General features: G+C 39.0%; 14 protein-coding genes and 1 riboswitch. Of the genes, 10 read left to right on the plus strand and 4 right to left on the minus strand.

Features of this window, described 5'->3' with window-relative positions; translation table 11 throughout:
• The first annotated feature begins 85 nt into the window (after nt 1–85).
• The 6 genes from BM143_RS14160 to pckA all read left to right on the plus strand — a co-directional run bounded on the left by BM143_RS14160 (nt 86) and on the right by pckA (nt 9,216).
• Nucleotides 86–2,023 carry a putative porin gene (locus tag BM143_RS14160; protein ID WP_090025097.1) on the plus strand — a complete coding sequence of 646 codons (1,938 nt, stop codon included), beginning with the start codon at nt 86–88 and terminating at the stop codon, nt 2,021–2,023.
• 13 nt (nt 2,024–2,036) lie between these two features.
• On the plus strand, nt 2,037–3,623 hold the full coding sequence (gene bshC / locus BM143_RS14165; RefSeq protein WP_090025098.1) for a bacillithiol biosynthesis cysteine-adding enzyme BshC: 1,587 nt from the start codon (nt 2,037–2,039) through the stop codon (nt 3,621–3,623).
• 38 nt (nt 3,624–3,661) lie between these two features.
• Nucleotides 3,662–5,611 (plus strand): LysM peptidoglycan-binding domain-containing protein, encoded by a 1,950-nt coding sequence (locus BM143_RS14170; RefSeq protein WP_090025099.1) that lies wholly within the window; start codon nt 3,662–3,664, stop codon nt 5,609–5,611.
• Between the two features lie 70 nt (nt 5,612–5,681).
• Nucleotides 5,682–6,557 carry an ACP S-malonyltransferase gene (gene fabD / locus BM143_RS14175; RefSeq protein WP_034723909.1) on the plus strand — a complete coding sequence of 292 codons (876 nt, stop codon included), beginning with the start codon at nt 5,682–5,684 and terminating at the stop codon, nt 6,555–6,557.
• A 9-nt stretch (nt 6,558–6,566) separates the two neighbouring features.
• Nucleotides 6,567–7,472 carry a GYDIA family GHMP kinase gene (locus BM143_RS14180; protein WP_090025100.1) on the plus strand — a complete coding sequence of 302 codons (906 nt, stop codon included), beginning with the start codon at nt 6,567–6,569 and terminating at the stop codon, nt 7,470–7,472.
• A 127-nt stretch (nt 7,473–7,599) separates the two neighbouring features.
• Entirely contained in the window at nt 7,600–9,216 is a 1,617-nt protein-coding gene (pckA, locus tag BM143_RS14185; protein ID WP_034723906.1) for a phosphoenolpyruvate carboxykinase (ATP), read from the plus strand.
• Between the two features lie 146 nt (nt 9,217–9,362).
• Here the strand turns inward: pckA and BM143_RS14190 are convergent, their stop codons facing one another.
• Nucleotides 9,363–9,773, minus strand: coding sequence for a type II 3-dehydroquinate dehydratase (locus BM143_RS14190; protein ID WP_090025101.1), 411 nt, complete (start codon nt 9,771–9,773; stop codon nt 9,363–9,365).
• 234 nt (nt 9,774–10,007) lie between these two features.
• Nucleotides 10,008–10,105, plus strand: a riboswitch (SAM riboswitch).
• 83 nt (nt 10,106–10,188) lie between these two features.
• Here BM143_RS14190 and BM143_RS14195 point away from each other — a divergent pair.
• Both BM143_RS14195 and BM143_RS14200 read left to right on the plus strand, forming a co-directional pair.
• On the plus strand, nt 10,189–13,122 hold the full coding sequence (locus BM143_RS14195) for a SusC/RagA family TonB-linked outer membrane protein (protein ID WP_090025102.1): 2,934 nt from the start codon (nt 10,189–10,191) through the stop codon (nt 13,120–13,122).
• Nucleotides 13,123–13,140: 18 nt separating this feature from the next.
• Nucleotides 13,141–14,634, plus strand: a complete 1,494-nt coding sequence (locus tag BM143_RS14200) for a RagB/SusD family nutrient uptake outer membrane protein (protein ID WP_090025103.1) — start codon at nt 13,141–13,143, stop codon at nt 14,632–14,634.
• Between the two features lie 237 nt (nt 14,635–14,871).
• Here BM143_RS14200 and BM143_RS14205 read toward each other — a convergent pair whose 3' ends face one another.
• From BM143_RS14205 to BM143_RS14215, 3 genes are all read right to left on the minus strand, one after another.
• Nucleotides 14,872–15,336: an SMI1/KNR4 family protein gene (locus BM143_RS14205; protein WP_090025104.1), complete on the minus strand. Its 465-nt coding sequence runs from the start codon at nt 15,334–15,336 to the stop codon at nt 14,872–14,874.
• A gap of 12 nt (nt 15,337–15,348) precedes the next feature.
• Nucleotides 15,349–15,696 (minus strand): hypothetical protein, encoded by a 348-nt coding sequence (locus tag BM143_RS14210; protein WP_090025105.1) that lies wholly within the window; start codon nt 15,694–15,696, stop codon nt 15,349–15,351.
• A gap of 68 nt (nt 15,697–15,764) precedes the next feature.
• On the minus strand, nt 15,765–16,238 hold the full coding sequence (locus tag BM143_RS14215; RefSeq protein WP_090025106.1) for a hypothetical protein: 474 nt from the start codon (nt 16,236–16,238) through the stop codon (nt 15,765–15,767).
• A gap of 135 nt (nt 16,239–16,373) precedes the next feature.
• On the opposite strand from BM143_RS14215, the gene BM143_RS14220 reads away from it, so the two are divergent.
• Nucleotides 16,374–16,697 (plus strand): DUF6660 family protein, encoded by a 324-nt coding sequence (locus tag BM143_RS14220; protein WP_034723892.1) that lies wholly within the window; start codon nt 16,374–16,376, stop codon nt 16,695–16,697.
• Between the two features lie 135 nt (nt 16,698–16,832).
• Nucleotides 16,833–21,194: a CusA/CzcA family heavy metal efflux RND transporter gene (locus BM143_RS14225; RefSeq protein ID WP_090025107.1), complete on the plus strand. Its 4,362-nt coding sequence runs from the start codon at nt 16,833–16,835 to the stop codon at nt 21,192–21,194.

Consider the following 21,194-nt stretch of genomic DNA (forward strand, 5'->3'; position numbering starts at 1 on the left):
CCTTTTATTTCTTATTTTTGCTGTACAAAAATCAATAATGGAACTTTAAGGTTTCATGTTACTTTTGAACAATATAAATAAACGCATGAAGTACATCCTTTTTATCATAATCTTCTTCGGTTTTGTCTCGAAGGCTCAAGTTGTTAATAAAACAGATATCAAGAGTCCGCAGAAAGAAGAAGACACTCTTGTTGTAGATAACGGGCAAAAAGATTCCCTGAAAATTTTTAAACCTACCATTAATGATTATCTGTATCAGACCCAGTTTTCCGAAAAGAAGATTTTTGATACCGTGATGACTTTTGACAAAACGCATATCTATTCACAATATAATAATAGAGACAACTTCGGGAAAGCCCAGGTGGCCAATATAGGAGCCGGATTTAATCCTCTGGTATATGAAGTAAATCCGGAGCAGAACCTGTCTCTGCTGCCTTCCAACAAATCGTACATGATCATCGGTGCCGACGATGTGAAATACTATGATGTAAAAACACCTACAGCTACTTTCGTTTACCATACCGCGATGAAAAACGGAGCCGCTTTGAACTCTACATATACACAGAATATCGGGAAAAGATTCAATTTTGCCATTAACTATATGGGGCTTCGTTCCCAGGGGTTTTATAGGAATTCATTAGCGTCCAATAACAATACTTTGTTTTCAGGACACTATACTTCCAAGAGTGGCAATTATGAATTGTTTGCCCATTATCTACATCAGAATGTCAACAACCAGGAAAGTGGAGGGATCACAGAAGATGATCTGTTCCAAAGTGGTGACAGCAACTATAAGAACAGACAGAATGCCCAGGTTAATCTGGCATCATCAAGTTCTCAGTATTCATACAGAAGATATTATCTGAGCCATCAGTTTACACCGTTCAATGCAGAAAAATTTCCTTTCAGTATCAGACATACCTTATCCCATCAGGGGAACAAATATTTTTATAACCAGGGAGGTTTAGAATCTTACTGGTATGACAATGTTTCGGAAGTAACGAATGGTTTCCCGCTGACCACAAAAAAATATTCAGATAACTTCAGCAATACGGTAAGTTTGGTTTTCAATAATGAAAAATTCAAGCTTGATGGGGGAGTGCGTTATCAGATGATTAAATTTGGCGTGAGAGATCTAGCTACTGTCAACGGAACAGCGCTTCCGGGTGAACTTAAAGAAAACAGAATCGGAGCTGTTGGAAACTTGCAGATTAAACTTTGGGACAAGTTCCAGCTGAAATCATTCTTAGAATTTTCAAATGGAAGCCAGTTCGGAAGTTATCTTAGAACTACCAACAATATCAAGTTTGAGCCAATAAAAGATTATTTCGTTAATGCGAAAGTGAATTTCCAGAGTGCTTACCCTTCATTTAACTACCTTTTAAATACATCCGTTTACAATAAATACAATTATTATCTGGAAAATGCCAAAAACCAGACGGTAACGGAAATCGGAGGAAGTGTAAATCTGAAATGGTTCAAAACCGAAATTTTCGCTAATTATTTTAGAATAGACAACTACACGTATTTCAATGCAGACGGAGCTCCACAACAGAGCAGCAGCTCGCTGAATATTTCTCAGATTGGAGGTGATGCTACATTCAGTTTCGGAAAATTCCATCTTAATACAAGACTTCATTTCCAGAATGCATTGACGAATAAAGAACTTCTTCCCATGCCAAGTTTCATCGGAAGAGCCAACTTCTTCTTCCAGAGCAAAGCCTTTAAAGATGCGGCCGAGGTTCAGATGGGAGTGAAAGTCTATTATTTCTCAAAATTTGCATCAAGAGATTACTTCCCGATTCTCAATGAATATATCTTGCCTCGTGCAGATTCATTCTCTATCGGAGGACAGCCTATTGCCGATCTTTATATCAATATGAAGGTTAAAAAAATGTTTTTCTACGTAGAAGGACAGCAGATAGGAACATTCATCTCCAATAATAAAGCATATGCATTTCCACATTATCCGGTTTATGATTTTAGATTAAACATCGGGATTGTGTGGTATTTGTTCAACTAAAAGCCAAACCAAGTTGAAAACAATAAATAAAATATCATTTAACAATATAGAAAGCATTCCTCAGCTGGTAAAAGATTTTCTGGACCAAAAGATTGAGGGCTTTGAAAACAATACCTTTTCTTTAGATCACTTTAAAGATCAGATCCATCTCAAACAGAATTTCTTTACACCGGATCAGAGACAGATCTTATCTGATGTGCTGGAAAAGCAACTTTCAGACCTTACGCTTTCCTCAAAGCAGAAAGAAAACCTGGAAAACCTGAGACAACCCAATACCTTTACCATAACGACCGGACACCAGCTGAACCTGTTCTCCGGACCTGTTTTCTTTGTCTATAAAATTTTACAGACCATTAAAACCTGTACTTATCTGAAGGAAAACTTTCCTGATTTTAATTTCGTTCCGGTATACTGGATGGCGTCAGAAGATCATGATTTTGCAGAGATCAATCATTTTAAGACGGAAAACAATTATTATGAGATCAATGAAAAGTCAGGCGGCCCGGTGGGAAGAATTACCATCAGCGATACTTTTTTCATCTCAGAATTTGAAAAGGAATTTAAAGATTCCGTATTCGGGACAGAGCTGATCCTGATGATGAAGGAAGCGTATAAAGTAGGAAATACATTAACGGAGGCCATCAAAACCTTAGTGAACAGATTGTTCTCTGAATTTGGTCTTTTGATCATGGATGGAGACTCCAAAGAATTGAAAAACCAGATCAAAGATATTTTCAGAGACGAACTGCTTCATTTCAGTTTACAGAAAAACTCAAAAGAAAAAGTAGATTTTCTGACCAGGAAATATGGAAAAGTTCAGGTGAATCCAAGAGACATCAACCTTTTCTACCTTTCAGAAACCAGAGACAGAATCGACTTTGATGGTGAACAATATATTGCAGTAGATACAGACAAAAAATTTACGCAGGAAGAAATCCTTCAGGAGCTGGACAGTCATCCCGAAAGATTCAGCCCGAATGCTTTGATGCGTCCTGTGTATCAGGAAAAAGTACTTCCCAATTTAGCTTACATCGGAGGAAATGCAGAGATCATGTACTGGCTGGAGCTTAAAGATTATTTTGCAGCAGTCGATATTCCGTTCCCTGTTTTGATTCCGAGAAACTCTATGCTTTTCATTAAAGAAAAAACGGTAGGGAAAATTGAAAAACTGGATCTGAGCATTGAAGACTTCTTTGGAAACTTTACAGCCATTACCAATCAGAAAATTTTAAAAGACAGCAGTGTATTGTCATTGCTTGAAGAAAAAGAAATACTTTTGGAGAAAGGCTTCTCCAAATTGAAAGCTATAGCGGAAACTACAGAACTTTCTTTCGGAAATATGGTGAAGGCAGAAGAAGTAAGACAGTTGAAATCATTTAAAAGAATGAAAAAACGCCTGTTGCACGCAGAAAAAATAAAACAGGGCGAATTGCTCGAAAGACTGGAGAAACTGTTTTTAGATGTTCACCCTTCCAAAACCTGGCAGGAAAGAGTCTATAACTTCAGTGTATTCTTTTCCGATTATGGCTATTCATGGCTTGAAAATTGTTGGGAAGAAATGGTGGTTCAAGAATCCAAATTAATAATTGTTGCCATTTAATTTTAAAGAAGTATTTTTGTAAATTATAATTACCGAGTATGATAAAGAGGTTTTTTATTTTGTCCAGTTTATGTATGGTTTTGGGAGTATCTGCCCAGAACTCGCACACCGTTGTGAAAGGAGACAATCCTTACAATATTGCTAAGAAATACGGGATAACTGTAGATGAATTGTTAAAGCTGAATCCAAAATTCAAAGACGGTAAGCTGGCTATTGGAGATGTTGTGACAGTGAAAGCTGAAAAACAGGCTGCTCCGGTGTCTAAGCCTGCAGGAGTTGAAAAAGCAAAACCAGGTCATTCAAATGCGCAGGTCGGGAAAATTATCCTTCAGCCTAAACAGACGGTTTACGGAATTACAAAACAATACCGTATCTCTGAAGCAGACCTGAGAAAACTGAATCCTGAATTGGATACCCACATGAAAATAGGGGATGAGATTACTTTGCCGCTCGACAGCATCAAAAAATATGGCGGAGACCAGCAGACGGCTCCTCTTACTGTAGAGCCAAAGCCGACGGAACCTCATAGCGGAGTGAATGCAGGAGCATCTGTAGACGCATCCATGTATGTTATTCAGGCCAAAGATAATTATTACAGAATTACAAAACAGTTTGGAATCAGCCAGCAGGAATTGTATACCTTAAATCCTGGATTGGAAGAAAAAGGTCTGAAGCCGGGCGAAACCATTCTCGTAAAAAAATCAAAAACGGATACCACTTCAGCCACTGAGCCGGTAAATCCGAAAACCAAAATAGATTCAGGAAACGAAAAATCTACGACATCCACTGCAACTTCTGTCGCAGCGGATGATGATTACGTAACCTATACCGTTCAGCAGGGAGACACCGTTTTCTCTATCGTTAATAAATTCGGAATCTCTATTGATGAACTGATCGCCCTGAACCCTGATCTTTCAAAAGGTCTGAAATCAGGAATGGTCTTGAAGATCAAAAAACAGGATCCGGCTTATGTAAAGAAAAGCGGTGATGCACTAAGCGTTGTTTTAATGCTTCCTTTCGGATACAGTACCAACGAAACTCAATACAGAGGAATGGCACTGGATTTCCTTACCGGAGCTAAATTAGCCATCGAAAGAAATGCAAGAGGCGGACAGAAGCTTGATATCAAAATTGTAGATTCTGGAAACGAAGCTTCATTTAAAAACTCAATGGCACAGATCAATCCTGAAAATACGGATCTGATCATTGGCCCATTCTTTAAATCAAACGTCATTGATGTTCTTGATTTTACCAAAAATCAGAAAATTCCGGTTGTGGCGCCTTTCGCTAACTCTCCGGAACTGTACAACTACAGCAACCTGATTATTGTGGAAACCAATGACCAGACTTATGCCGATAAAATTGTTGAAGAAGTAAGAGGGATTTATTCAGATCAGAAAATCTATGTGGTAGCAGACAGCAAAAAAGAACTTGCAGGCTACATCAAAGGAGGTCTGGAAAAGGCAGTTAAAAATCCAAACATTATTATCGTCAACTCTCCTGCAGAAATTCAGCTGGACCAGAACATGATGACAGGGCAGTCTGCTCCAGTAATCGCTATTCTTGCCAGTGACAATGATGCTGCCGGTGAAGCTTTCACCAATAAAATGATTGCGCTTTCCAAAGAAGTGCAGGGTGTGAAGGCCTTCAGTATGTACTATTCTCCAACTTTCGAGAAAAAAGTAGATGAGCTGAGCCAGGCAAGCCTTGTGTATCTGATGGACAGAAAGATCAATGCAGACGGTAATTTTGAAAAAGAAATCTTAGCAGCTTATAAAAGTAAATACTGCAAAACACCTCCTAAATATGCCATCGTTGGTTTTGATGTCGTGAATGATATGCTGACGAGAGAAAACAGAAAAGGAGAGATTTTTAAGCAGATGAATAAAGTGCAGACCCAGCTTGCGACCAAGTTTGAGTTTGTAAAATCAAAAGCAAACGGAGCTTACGTAAACACCGGATACCGCGTGATTAGATTAGTTCCTTAACCGATTTATGCCTTTTTAAAGGAATATTTTTAACATTATCTTTATATTTGCATAATATTTAATTCATTACATGAAAGCACTTGTATTTCCTGGGCAGGGTTCTCAGTTCGTAGGAATGGGAAAAGAATTGTACGATTCTAGAAAAGACATTAAGGACTTAATGGAATCTGCCAATGAAATTTTAGGTTTCGATATTCTTTCGTTGATGTTCAACGGGACAGATGGAGATCTTAAGAAAACAGAGGTTACCCAGCCTTCTATATTTATACATTCAGTAGCTGCATTAAAAGCAGTGAACGGTCTTGGAGCAGAAATGGTGGCAGGACATTCTTTAGGAGAATTTTCAGCTTTAGTTGCCAACGGAGTTTTATCCTTTGACGACGGTCTGAAATTAGTATCCGAAAGAGCAAAAGCAATGCAGGAAGCCTGTGATGCCAATCCAAGCTCTATGGCTGCAATTTTAGGTCTTGAAGACGCAAAAGTTGAAGAAATCTGTGCACAGATCAGCGGTATCGTGGTACCGGCTAACTACAACTGTCCTGGCCAATTGGTTATTTCAGGAGAAACAGCTGCAGTAGAAGAGGCTTGCGTAAAGCTTAAAGAAGCGGGAGCTAAAAGAGCGTTATTACTTCCGGTAAACGGAGCGTTCCACTCACCTTTGATGGAGCCTGCACAGGTAAGACTGGCAGCAGCGATTGAAAATACAAAATTCAGAAAAGCAACTATTCCGGTTTACCAGAATATCACCACTACGGCAGTGACTAATCCTGAGGAGATCAAACAAAACCTGATCGCTCAGCTTACAGGTCCTGTAAAATGGACGCAGTCTGTTCAGAATATGATCAAAGACGGAGCGTTTAATTTCGTAGAAGTAGGTCCTGGAAAAACACTTCAGGGATTGATCAAGAAAATTGATCCTTCTGTGGAAGTTGCTTCAGCTATTTAATAAAAAAATATGAGCGGAATATTTTCACCGGGAAAGCTTATGCTTACTTCTGAATATTTCGCGATAGACGGAGCTCTTGTCCTGGCGGTACCTACCAAGCTTGGACAAGAGTTTTTTTTTGAAGAAAAAGAAGATGAACAATCCCTGATCTTTTGGGAAGCCTATCATCAAAACAAATTATGGTTTAAGGCTGTCATAGACTATAAAAACTGGCAGATCCTGGAAGCCAATATTCCTTCAAGCGCTGAATTTATTCTTAAAACCTTACGAAACGTTCAGCAGCTTTCTAAAACTCAATTCAAAAATAATTATACTTACCATCTGAAGACCAATCTTCAGTTTCCTGCAGATTACGGACTCGGCAGCAGTTCAACGCTGATGAACAACCTTGCGGAATGGGCAGCTATTGATCCTTTTCATTTAAACAGCATCAGTTTAGGCGGAAGCGGGTATGATATTGCTGTTGCCAAAGAGAAATCAGCCATCCTGTTTAGAAGTAAACCTGAGATCTTTTACGAAAAGACAGATTTTAATCCTCCGTTCAAAAATGAACTGATTTTTATTCACTTAAATCAGAAACAGGACAGCAGGGAAGGAATCCATTTTTACAAGTCGAAACCGAAGTCTCAAATACTTGTTGATGAATTTTCGGATATCACAAAAAAAGTTTTATTATGCAGTGAATTGGAAAATTTTTCCGAACTGATGATGATTCATGAACAAAAAATTTCGAAATTCCTTGAAATTCCCACAGTTAAAGAGAAATTTTTCGCAGACTGTCCGGTTTTTGTTAAAAGTTTGGGGGCCTGGGGCGGAGATTTTGTGATGAGTGCTAAATTTGACGGCTATGAGGACTATTTTTGGGGAAAAGGTTTTAATACCGTTTTTCAATGGTCTGATATAATTAATTTATAATCAATATTTTACAATCCTTTTTTTTTATTTGTCATTCTGACTTATATCATTATATTTAAACCACCTTTAACAAATAATTAATATTAATTTTGTTGAACCCAATAAAGAAATAGAAAATATAAGTAAAATGAAACACGCTAAAATCATCCAGGATTTAGAAAAATTAGGGATTAAAGGAAATTATGAAGTAGTCTATAACCCGTCTTACGAAGAGTTATACCAGGCTGAAGTGGCTCCTGATAATCAAGGCTTTGAGCAAGCTGAACTTACGGAATCCGGTGCAGTATCAGTAAAAACTGGAATTTTCACAGGTCGTTCACCTAAAGACAGATACATAGTTCAGGATGATGTTACAAGAGATACAATTTTCTGGGATGGGAAAGTAAACCTTCCTACTACAGCGGAAAATTTTGATTCTTGTAAAGGATTAGTGCTGAACCAGCTTTCTGAGGCTAAGAAAATTTATGTAGTGGATGCTTTTTGTGGCACCAATACAGATACCAGGCTAAAAGTAAGGTTCATCGTTGAGGTAGCGTGGCAGGCGCATTTCGTTACTAATATGTTTATCCGTCCGTCTCACTACGAGCTTGAAAACTTCGGGGAGCCGGATTTCACAGTAATCAACGGTTCTAAAACTACGAACCCGAACTGGGAAGCTCAGGGATTAAACTCTGAAAACTTCATCATGTTCAATCTTACAGAAAAACTACAGATCATCGGAGGTACCTGGTACGGAGGTGAAATGAAAAAAGGAATGTTTGCCATGATGAACTATTACCTTCCATTGAAGGGAATGGCTTCTATGCACTGTTCTGCAAACGTAGGTGAAGAAGGAGATGTTGCTCTTTTCTTCGGTCTTTCCGGAACTGGAAAAACAACTTTATCTGCAGATCCTAAAAGATTCCTGATTGGTGACGATGAGCACGGTTGGGACAACAATGGTGTATTCAACTACGAGGGTGGATGTTACGCTAAGGTGATTGACCTTTCTGAAGAGAAAGAACCGGATATTTTCAGAGCGATCAAAAGAGATGCGCTTCTTGAAAATGTAGTTGTAAACAACGGAGTTGCTGACTATACAGACGGATCTATCACTGAAAATACAAGAGTATCTTACCCAATTTATCATATCAACAAGATTGTTCTTCCATCTAAGGCTGGACATGCTAAGAAGATCGTTTATCTTTCTGCTGATGCATTCGGAGTATTGCCTCCGGTTTCTATCTTGGATGAAAACCAGGCTCAGTACCACTTCCTTTGCGGATATACTTCCAAACTGGCAGGTACCGAAAGAGGAATTACTGAACCGGAACCATCTTTCTCTCCTGCATTCGGAGAAGCTTTCCTTACTCTTCACCCAACCATGTATTCTAAAACACTGATCGGGAAAATGAAAGAGCACGGAGCTAAAGCTTATCTTGTCAATACAGGATGGAACGGAACAGGAAAGAGAATCTCTCTGAAAGATACAAGAGCGATTATCGATGCTATCATTGACGGTTCTATCGAAAATGCTCCTAAAACTCAGGTTCCTATCATGAATCTTGAAATTCCAACTCAGCTTCCAAATGTTTCTGAAGGTATCCTTGATCCTAGAGAAACGTACAGCAATGCTGCAGAATGGGAAGAAAAAGCAAAAGATCTTGCGGCAAGATATATCAAAAACTTTGAACAGTACTGCGATACTGAAGAAGGAAGAAAGTTAATCGCTTCCGGACCTCAGCTTCAACAGCAGACTACTTAATATCACAAAAGCCTCATCATCGATGAGGCTTTTTTTATGATCATTTTTTAGATTTCTATAATTTCTGAATTGCAGAAGATTCTTTGCCCATTAAACAAAAACGCAATCATCTGTGTAAATCTGTGAAATCAGTGGTTAGTATAGACTTACTTTTTTAAACTCAATAAAGCCAATCTGTATCCATCCATTCCAAAACCTGACAATACCGCATCTGTATTCGCGGCTGTTACAGATTTCTGGCGGAATTCTTCCCTTTTGTAAATATTACTGATGTGAACCTCAATTTTAGGTTTTCTGATATTCTTTAAACAGTCTGCAATAGCATACGAATAGTGCGTATACGCTCCGGGATTAATCACCAGTGCATCAAAATTATCCTCCTGAAGTCTGTTAATAATTTCCCCTTCTATATTAGACTGATAGTAGTCCAGTTCATCAGATGTAAATTCAGATCTCAGTGTTTCCATGCATGATTCCATAGAAGTACTGCCATAGATCTCAGGTTCTCTTGTGCCCAAAAGATTCAGATTGGGGCCGTTTACAATTAAAACTTTCATTCTATAAATTTAAATAGTTTCGTTCTATTTTCGCGCATTTTTTTGCAGTTTTGGTGAATTACATTATGTGTAATGATATTTATCATGTTTGGTTATTTCGTAATCCTGTAACTGTTTACTGTAGCGGTGTTTGATTAATAATTAAGTTAATTTTTGAAAATATTTCATAATAAATTTTAAAGTCTACTTGTTTTGTAGACTAATTGTTTTTAGATTTGCAGACATATTTCGATCGGCTTATAAAGAAAGATGGAGGGAACTGACCCTGTGAAATCTTGACAACCTGCCCATGTGCAAGGTGTTACATTCAGCCTATAAAGGAAAAATAAGCATTTGGTTAATCGTATTTATCGATGCCCTTTGCTGACTTTTCTGCAAAGGGCTAAATTTTAATATATGACAAATAAAATTGGTTATGATTAGTAAAAGTTTAATTAATTCTAAAGTTTGGATTCCATCTGTTGCTGTATTTTTCCTTGGAATTATAAGTGTGCAGGCTCAGGAAGCCAAACCTAAAAAAGATACGGTCAAGGAAAAGGAAATTGATGAAGTAGTAGTGATCGCCTACGGTAAGGCCAAGAGAACAAGCTATACCGGTTCAGTAGCTACCATCTCCAGCGATAAAATCAATAACAGAGCGGTTACCAATATTACAAAAGCTTTGGAAGGGCAGGTGCCGGGAGTTCAGGCAGTAAGTGCATCAGGACAGCCGGGCGCTACCGCTTCTGTAAGAATAAGAGGAGTTGGCTCTATCAGTGCTTCCAGCGATCCTCTGTATGTGGTAGACGGAATTCCTTTTGACGGAAATATCAATTCCATCAGCCCTAATGACATTGAGTCGATCAGTGTTTTAAAAGATGCTACGGCAAGTTCATTATACGGATCAAGAGGTGCTAACGGAATCATTATCATTACAACAAAATCCGGCAAAAAAGGAGAGTCAAGGGTGAATTTTAATATCAGCCAGGGATTTTCCGGCAGAGCGGTAAAAGATTATAAGCAGGTAAGCACAGACCAATATTTCCAGCTGTATTGGGAAGCATTGAGAAACGGATACAAGTCCGGTCAGATTTCTTCGCAACAGGCAGGTCAGATGGCCAGTGACAACCTTGTTACTGCTCTTGGAATCAATCCTTACGGAGCCGGATATCCACAGCCGGTAGGACCGGACGGAAAACTTCTTCCAGGAGCAAAACCTTTATGGAACGACGATTGGAGAGATATTCTTCAAAGAACGGCTTCCAGAAGTCAGGTGGATTTTGATATCAGCGGAGGTAGTGAGAAAAGCAATTATTTCTTTTCATTGGGGTATCTGGATGATAAAGGAATCGCCATCGAATCTGGTTTTCAAAAATTTGCAACCAGACTGAAGGTGAATACTGAAGTGAAGAAGTGGCTGAATGCAGGGGTGAACTTAAGCTATACCAACAGTATACAGAATGCGCCGCCATCTTCCGATTCAAGACAGGACAATATCATCCAGGCAGCGAGAGCAGTTCCGTCTTTCTATCCTTATTACGAAAGAAATGCTGATGGAAGTTACAGGCTTGATGCGGATGGAAACAGGATCTATGATTTCGGTAAATACAGACCTACGAATGCATTGCAGAATCAAAATGCTGCTGCAACGCTACCTTTAGATAAAAATGAAAACAAAGAAGATAACTTCTCCGGAAAAGGATTTTTAGAATTTACTTTCCTTCCCGAACTGAAATTTAAGAGCAGCTTTTCTGTTGATTTAGTGAATTACAATGGCCATTATTATTCGAATCCGCTTATCGGGGAAGGGAGTGAGATCGGTGGTTCTGTGACGAGATCAAACAGCAGAACACTTTCTTATACCACGAGTAATATTCTGACATATGATAAAAAATTCGGGAAACACCACATCAATGTTTTGGGAGGTCAGGAATTTTATAAATACGATTACCAGACGATTTCAGGTTCCAGAAGCCAGTTTTCACTTCCTTATTATTATGAACCGGATGCAGCCGCTTTGTTGGGGAGTTTCAGTGGAAACAGTGATAAATTCTCTCTGTTGAGTTTCCTGGGAAGAGCAGAATATGATTTTAACAATACGTATTTCCTATCCGTTTCAGGTAGGGCAGACGGTTCTTCAAGATTCTTTGCGGATAACCGATGGGGTAAATTTTGGTCAGTAGGAGGTTCATGGAAAGTTTCCAATGAAAACTTTATTAAAGATCTGAACTTCTTCAACCAGCTGACGCTTCGTGCAAGTTACGGTGGACAAGGGAATGATAAACTAAGGAGGCCTAGTGGATCTTCACTTTATTATGCTTATCAGGAATTATACAAATTTTATAATAACCTTGGCGAGCCGGGAACTGTTCTTGAGAAAGTGCAGACTAATGACGTGAAATGGGAAACCAATCTTAATTTAAACGTAGGTTTGGAGTTTGCTATTCTTAATAACAGGGTTAAAGGTAACGTAGAATATTTTAAACGTAAAAGCCAGGATCTTTTGTTTAATATGCCCGTTGCGCCATCCCTTGGAATCAGTGATTTTCCTTTCAATGTCGGAACATTACAGAATACCGGTTTTGAATTTTCATTATTCACAACGCCCATCAAGAATGATAATTTCCAGTGGAATGTGGATGTGAACCTTAGTACTTTACAGAACAAAATTACAAAGCTGCCGAAAGGAGCAGTCGTAACTTCCACAAAACGTATGGAAGTAGGAGGGTCTGTTTATGATTTTTATCTTCAGGAATGGAAAGGTGTAGATCCTTCGAACGGAAAACCTTTGTGGAGATATATCTATCAGGATGCCAACGGAAATACCGTGGACGGAACCACTTCCGAGTATTCAAAAGCTACGAGAACTCTTCAGGGATCCGCATTGCCTAAAGTAACCGGTGGGATCAGCACAAGTGTAGCTTATAAAAATTTCGACTTTTCAGGGTTGCTGACCTTCAGTATCGGAGGAAAGATCCTGGATACGGATTATACTTCATTAATGTCCAGCGGAAGTTCTGCAGGACGGGCATGGAGTGCAGAAATGCTGAACCGGTGGACTCCGGACAACCCTAACACGGATGTTCCTGCATTGAACACCACAACAAATAACTGGAACGCTTCTTCTTCAAGATTTTTATATTCAGGAACGTATGCAAGGCTTAAAAATGTGAGTCTGGGATATACGCTGCCTTCGGATTATTTTGAAAAGCTGGGACTGAAGAAATTCAGAATCTATATTCAGGCTGAAAACTTTCTGACTTTCTACAAACATAAAGGAATGGATCCGGAACAGGCTCTGGATGGAACTACGTACTACAGATATCCTGCGATGAGAACAATCACTTTCGGTCTTCAGGCGACTCTTTAAACTTTTAAAATCGAAACAATGAAAAAATTAAAATATATATCTTTTGCCGTGATTGCTTTATGGTCGCTGACAAGTTGTGAAAGCGAGCTGGAAACGGCTCCTACCGATCAGGCCAACGGTGCAGAGGTTTTTAAAACAGCGGAAAGTGCAGAAACAGTAATTAATGGTGCATGGGCTAAACTTAATGATGATGGCCCGAACTACGCGAATAGCGGATATTCAACCGTTTTGAGAACTAGTGATGCGATGGGAAGTGATGTGGCGGTTCTTACGAATAAGTATGGTTTTCCGTCGGCATATGCTTTTACCGAGATGATCAATAATACACTTACACGACCACAGTATATATGGACTACGCTTTATTCCACGATCAATAATATGAATAATGTGATTGCCCGTATTGACCAGACAGAAGGAAGTCAGGCAAAAAAAGATCAGGTCAAAGGCCAGGCTAAAGCACTGCGTGCTTTCTGTTATCTGAACCTGGCGAGTTTTTACCAGTTCAGCTATCTGAAAGACAAAACGGCACTTACGGCTCCAATTTACACAGAACCTTCGACAATCAGTTCTGTTCCGAAGAAAAAAGCGAGTCTTGAAGAAATTTATACACTGATCAAAAGCGATCTTACGGAAGCAGATAACCTTTTGACCAATTATACGAGAAATAATAAAGACAAGATCAACAAAGCTGTTGTCAACGGACTTTTAGCGAGAACCTACCTGAATACCGGTGAATGGAGCAAAGCTGCCGCTGCGGCCAAAATAGCCAGAACAGGATATCCGTTAATGATCCCTGAAAAATACAAAGAAGGTTTCAATGACATCAATAACGGTGAATGGATCTGGGGACACGGACAAACTCAGGAACAGTCGGGAGCGAGCTATGCTTTCCATTTTCTGGATGTGTCTTCTTCCGGAAGTTATTACTATAGTTTTATGGCGGACCCATTTTTCAAAAACCTGTTTGATACCAATGATATCCGGTCTCAGCTGTTTCAGTGGGATGGTCTGCCGGGTAGAGAAGGTCTGCTAAGGTATTCCAAGTTTAAATTTAAAACCGGACTTATCGCAGATATCGTATTCATGAGAGCTGCAGAAATGTACCTGATTGAAGCTGAAGCTGAAGCCAGAAACGGAAATGTTGCCAATGCGGTTACAGCATTAAACCAATTGAAAGCGGCCAGAAATGCCAATCCTTACACAGGATCTCTTGCTCAGACTGATGTCATCACAGAAATTCTGCTTGAAAGAAGAAAAGAACTTTTCGGGGAAGGATTCTCCCTTTCAGATATTATCAGAACGCAGGGAACTGTGGTAAGAAAACCATTCGTAGATACCAGTGGACAGCCGATAAAAGTTCAGGTAACCACTCCTGACGGAACCCTAAAAACAGTAAATGGAAGAGGACATACAGTTTTCTCATTCCCGGAACAGGTGCCTTTTGCACCCAACAACAAGTATTTGTTATTCAGTATTCCTCAGAAAGAACTGGATAATAATCCCAACCTGTAATTTTATTTAGATTTGATTTTTTTTGCCATCGTGTAGTGCGGTGGCTTTTTTGTTGAATAATCCCCCGAAAACTCGGGGGATTATTGCGTGTTGTAGTTTTTTAGATGAGCTTGATTATTTTATTTTACGTGAAGTAAGTATGGTGAAATACATAATGCTGTCATTAATAATCAATTTTTATATGGCTGTAAATTAGTAATGAATCTGTATAATGTAGATGTTTTCTTTATGATTAAATTAGTAATCATATAGTTTTGGAGAGTTATCCATATATAGCTTTATGAAATCTATCAGTGAATTAGTAATAGGTTTAAAAAAATCTTTTTCAGGAATAATTCCAATAATGTAATCTTTATCATTTATTACTTCAACACCATACCACCAACTTTTATGCATATATTCTGCAAATAAAAAAAAACGTTCTTTATTTTTTAGCTCAGAATCCTGAAATTCGCAACTGAGTGGAAGAATTGCTTCTAATGGATATAGTAAAAAACCTTCTTCGTCTGTTTCATTAGGATAAAGTGTTTCCATACCATTGAGTTGTGAATAAAACTCCACAAAGTCATCAGGTAAATGGAGACCATTATTTTTTTGAAATTCTTCAATCTCTTGCTTTGACTTTGAAGATGTCATAACACTTTGTTTTCTCCAAAATTTAGCTAATTCGATCAACATTTGTTTTAAACTATCTATTTCCATAAATATATTTACTTATTCGATCTTAAACTGCTTCTTCTCTGGCGGAACTACTTTTATAACAACCTGTTGTTGATCTTTTAATTCACCTTTTTTATATTCATCAGAACCAAATGCATGCTGAGGACCGAAAGTCATAAAACTATACCTCTCATTCTTATCAAGATTCATGGATACTGTTCCCAAGCTGTCTGTAAAATATTGTCCCACTTCCACATATCTTCTGGTTGGAAATCCCCATGCTCCCATTCTGACCTCAACCCTGTCATTTACTCTGGGTTTCTGCGTATAGGAATCAACAACCTTGATGGTGACTTGAATTTCATTTTCTTTTGTAGAATTATTGCAACCTATTAACAGCATGAAAAAAAATATTAGCATTATTATTCTAACCTTCATACGCTTTATGTTCTTTTATATATTCTCCATTTTTACCTCTTCTGAACAAAATAAACAATCTTCTCACTTTTATTTCGGTCTTTAAAACCGATCTTTATGCTGTCCAGACTTTCTCTTTTCCTGATGTCATCATAATAGAGCACAAGATTATCATTGTTAATGCCTCCGCAGAAATCACAATGAAAATCAAGAAACTGGCTGTGATCGCTGTCTTCAGGGGAGAGACCTATCTCGCCTGTTTTAAGATTTTTAATCCTTACACTGAAGGCAAAGAAATTTTTATTGATTGTCTGATCATTTTTTGAATTGAATTTAAAAGTGGTAAATGCTTCCACAATCTCATATTCTCCCTGATTGATTATCACCTTATTTTCCGTAGGACGATATTCTTTGATTAAAAGTTTTCTGCTCTTCGATTCTGAAACAGTTTGTGGCAGAAATTCAGTATCAGAGCCTACACAGGCGAACAGAGTTAAAAATAAAGGAATTAAAAATAGTTTTTTCATAAGCTGTATCAGACAGATCCTTCTCCAAAAATAAAGAAAATATACCGCCCTTTCAAAAAACACTGCAATGTCAAGAATATATTAAATGACTTATATAAATCTCCCGTTTTAGAAAAAATCTTTACCTTTGTCCATATGAACCTGTTAAGATGGATACTTGCATTTTATTTCATGGCATTGTCACTGATGCCTTGCGAAGATGTGCACCGTCCTGCAGGGCCTTCAGAAATTAAACTTTCATTCAATATTCAGGAATCCCATTCGAAAGATAAGGGAGATATCTGTTCACCGCTGTGTACATGCAGCTGCTGCCAGATGACCGTGTCTTCTTTCAAAATGGATCCTTTATTTGAAATTCCGAGCCATGTTCAGGCTTACTTTTCAAAGAAAATTCTTTTTCAGAAAAACAATTTCGCGTACCAGATGTACGATCATATCTGGCAACCTCCTAAGATTTAATTTTTATTGATGAGTAGAAAGTTAAGCTTTCTATCTATTGAACTTTGCAATATCATTGCAGAGGTCTTCGTGATATTTTTGCAACGGCATTATCGCCGTATGCAGTTATTACCAATAAAAAATTAAATACAGATCGTGTTAGATAAAATCATAAAATTCAGTATCAAAAACAAGGTGGTCGTTGGTATCATGACCCTGCTTCTCATTATCTGGGGCGTATGGAGTGCTACAAAACTTCCCATAGATGCTGTTCCTGATATTACCAACAATCAGGTGCAGATCATCACGGCGTGTCCTACACTTGCAGGACAGGAAGTAGAGCAGCTTGTTACCTTTCCCATAGAGCAGAGTATTGCCAATGTTCCGGATATCCAGGAAACCAGAAGTATTTCAAGATTCGGGCTTTCCGTGATCACTGTGGTATTCAAAGAAAATGTAGACGTTTATTTCGCCAGACAGCTGATCAATGAACAGTTGAAGCTGGCCGTTGAAGAAATCCCCAAAGGAGCGGGAACTCCCGAGCTTGCCCCTGTAAGTACAGGTCTTGGAGAAGTGTATCAGTATATTCTCCACCCGAAAAAAGGCAGCGAAAAGAAATATTCCGCCAAAGAACTTCGTACCATGCAGGACTGGATTGTCCGCAGACAGCTGAACGGAACGCCGGGTGTAGCAGAAATCAACAGTTTCGGAGGAGAATTGAAACAATATGAAGTAGGGGTAAATCCAGACCGCCTGAAAGCGATGGGCGTAAGTATTTCCGACATTTTTACAGCCTTAGAAAAAAACAACCAGAATACAGGTGGAGCTTATATAGACAAAAAACCAAATGCCTATTTCATCCGTGGAATCGGCTTTGTCACCTCATTGGAAGATATTAAAAATATTTCCGTTAAAAACGAGACAGGAAGCGTTCCCATTTTTATAAAAGACGTTGCAGATGTACGTCTCGGAAGCGCTGTTCGCTACGGAGCATTGACCTACAACGGAAAAGTAGATGCGGTAGGCGGTGTTGTCATGATGTTGAAAGGAGCCAACAGTAACGATGTTGTCAGCCTGATTAAAGCTAAAATCCCGACCATTCAGAAATCCCTTCCCGATGATGTGGTGATAGAGCCCTTCTTAGACAGAACAGATCTTGTCGGAAGAGCTATCAATACCGTAGAAAAAAACCTTATTGAAGGTGCCCTGATCGTTATTTTCGTATTGGTGGTTTTCCTTGGAAACCTGAGAGCAGGACTTATCGTAGCTTCAGCCATTCCATTATCCCTTCTTTTTGCTTTGGGAATGATGAATGTTTTCGGAGTCAGTGCCAATTTAATGAGCCTTGGAGCCATAGATTTCGGATTGATTGTAGACGGTGCCGTGATCATTGTTGAAGCCACCTTGCATCATCTAGGCGTAAGAAAATCTGTTCGGAATCTTACCCAAAGCGAAATGGACGAGGAGGTTTTCCTTTCTGCCTCAAAAATCAGAAGCAGTGCGGCTTTTGGAGAAATCATTATCCTTATCGTTTACATCCCGATCCTTACACTGGCCGGGGTAGAAGGGAAAATGTTTACACCAATGGCTAAAACAGTAGGATTTGCCATTTTAGGAGCATTGATCCTTTCCCTGACCTATATTCCAATGATGAGCGCCTTGTTCTTATCCAAAAAGATTTCGCATAAAGAAACTTTTTCAGATAAGATGATGAATTTCCTGCAGAAGATCTATCAGCCGATGTTGCATAAAGCGGTTAAAGTAAAATACATCATTGTTTCGGCCACGATTTTTATTTTCGTCATCAGTGCCTTTATTTTCAAAAATATGGGGGGTGAATTTATTCCGCAGTTACAGGAAGGAGATTATGCATTCCACTGTATTCTGCCGCAGGGAAGTTCACTCAGTCAGAGTATCGAAACTTCTATGCAGGCTTCAAGAATTATCAAACAGTTTGATGAGGTGAAAATGGTCGTAGGAAAAACAGGTTCCGCTGAGGTTCCTACCGATCCTATGCCTCCCGAAGCCACCGACCTGATTGTTGTTTTAAAACCACAAAGCGAATGGAAATCAAAAAAATCATACACGGAACTCGCCGATGAGATCAGTGAGAAATTAGAAACCATTCCCGGCGTATTTTTTGAAAAGAACCAGCCGATTCAGATGCGTTTCAATGAGCTGATGACCGGGATCAGACAGGATGTTGCCGTTAAAATTTTCGGTGAAAATCTGGATTCACTGTCTATTTATGCAGATAAAGTAGGAAAGATCATCCAAACCGTGGATGGCGCGACGCCTCCTCAGATCGAAAGGATAAGCGGACTTCCCCAGATCAACGTAGAATACGATAGAACAAGAATGGCCAATTATGGTTTAAATATAGAAGACGTAAACAATGCCGTAAGTACAGCCTTTGCCGGAAAAGCAGCCGGTCAGGTTTTTGAAAACGAAAGACGTTTTGATCTTGTCGTGCGTCTGGACAGCCTTCACAGAACGAATATCGATGATGTGAATAATTTAATGATCTCGACCGGGACAGGAGCTCAGATTCCGCTTTCCCAGGTAGCCAATGTCAGCTATAAACTGGGTCCTGCACAGATCAGCCGTGAAGAAGGGAAAAGAAGGATCGTAATCGGATTCAATGTAAAAGGTCGTGATGTACAAAGTGTGGTAAAAGATATTCAGGCCAAACTGGATAAACAAATCAAGTTACCTTCCGGATATTACTTTACCTATGGCGGGCAGTTTGAAAATCTGCAGGAAGCCAGCAAGCGTCTGATGATCGCGGTTCCGGTTTCCCTGTTTCTGATTTTTATGCTGCTCTATTTCACCTTCCACTCATTTAAGCAGGCTGCATTGATCTTCACCGCCATTCCGATGAGTGCCATCGGAGGAGTATTTGCCCTTCTTTTAAGAGATATGCCGTTCAGTATCAGTGCAGGAATCGGTTTTATCGCTCTTTTTGGAGTCGCAGTTCTTAACGGAATTGTTTTGATCGGAACCTTTAACCAACTTGAAAAAGATGGCGAGACGGATGTACTGAAAAGAGTATATGAAGGAACGAAAACCAGATTAAGACCCGTTCTGATGACCGCAACAGTAGCTTCCTTAGGATTCCTGCCGATGGCGATTTCTACAGGAGCAGGAGCGGAGGTACAGAAACCATTGGCAACCGTAGTCATCGGAGGATTGGTAACCGCTACATTTCTTACCTTATTTGTTCTGCCGATGCTCTATATTATTTTTAATTCAAAGATTCCACGAAAGATGAATAGAATTAAGCCCATCACAACAGTTATTGTTCTTGGATTTCTGATGTTCGGACAGACGTTCAAAGCACAGACCAGACAGATTTCCGTAGATCAGGCAGTAGAAATGGCTGCCGAAAACAATTTGGTTTTAAAATCAAAAGATCTGAATATAAAATCAGCAGAAGCTTTGAAAGGGACCGCAAAAGAACTTCCCAAATTAAATTTTGAAGCACAGCTTGGACAGTACAACAGTCCGAAATTTGACCAGTCATTTGCCATTTCGCAGAGTATTCCTTTTCCTACGCTGTTCAAAGCAAGGAGAGAATTGATCACTGAAAATATAAAAACCAGACAGATTGATAAAGAAGTTTCGGCGAATGAACTGACCAGGCAAGTGAGAACGTATTATTATCAGATCGAATATCTTCAGTACAATAAATTTAAACTGAAAGATCTTGACAGTCTTTATCAGGATTTTATCAGGATTGCAACCGTAAGATTTAAAGCAGGAGATATCAAGAAGATTGAAATTAATACAGCAGAAACCCAAAAAGGAGAAATCAATCTGCTGCTGAAACAGAATGAAGTGTATTTAAACAATGCCTATAAAAATCTAAAGACATTGCTGAATACTTCCGAGAATTTCGAAGTTCCGTTTAAAAGTGATTACGAACCTTTGAAGACCGAAAATATTCTGGACAGTTTATCAGTAGCCAATAATCCTACGGTTAAGGCTTTTTATCATGAAATGGAAATTGCCGAAAAGAATAAAAATGTGGAAAAATCACAGGGACTTCCTGAATTCAGCCTTGGTCTGACGAGCCAGTCATTAATAGGTTTGCATACCAAAAACGGACAGGAGAAATTTTATAATGCCGGAGACCGTTTCAATTCGTTTTCTGTAGGTGTTGCCATTCCATTGACGTTTGGAGCGACAAAAGCGAGAATGCAGTCTTTGGAATACGAAAAATATGCCGCTGAAACCAATGCGAAGATGCAACAGAAGCAGCTTTCGACACAGCTTGAAAACGCTTTCGGACAATATCAGCAGGATACACAGCAGTATGAATATTATGTAAGTCAGGCCATTCCGAATGCGGAAAAAATTGTTAAAGCAGCTCAGTTAGGCTACAAAACGGGAGAAATCTCTTATGTAGAATATCTTTTTGCCCTGCAGACCGCTACCAATATTCAGTTGAAATATTTAGAATCCATTCAGCAGGTCAACCAATCTGTAGTTACCATTAATTCAATCATCAATAAATAA

The sequence above is a fragment of the Chryseobacterium oleae genome, from assembly GCF_900115055.1.
Taxonomy (GTDB): Bacteria; Bacteroidota; Bacteroidia; order Flavobacteriales; family Weeksellaceae; genus Chryseobacterium; species Chryseobacterium oleae.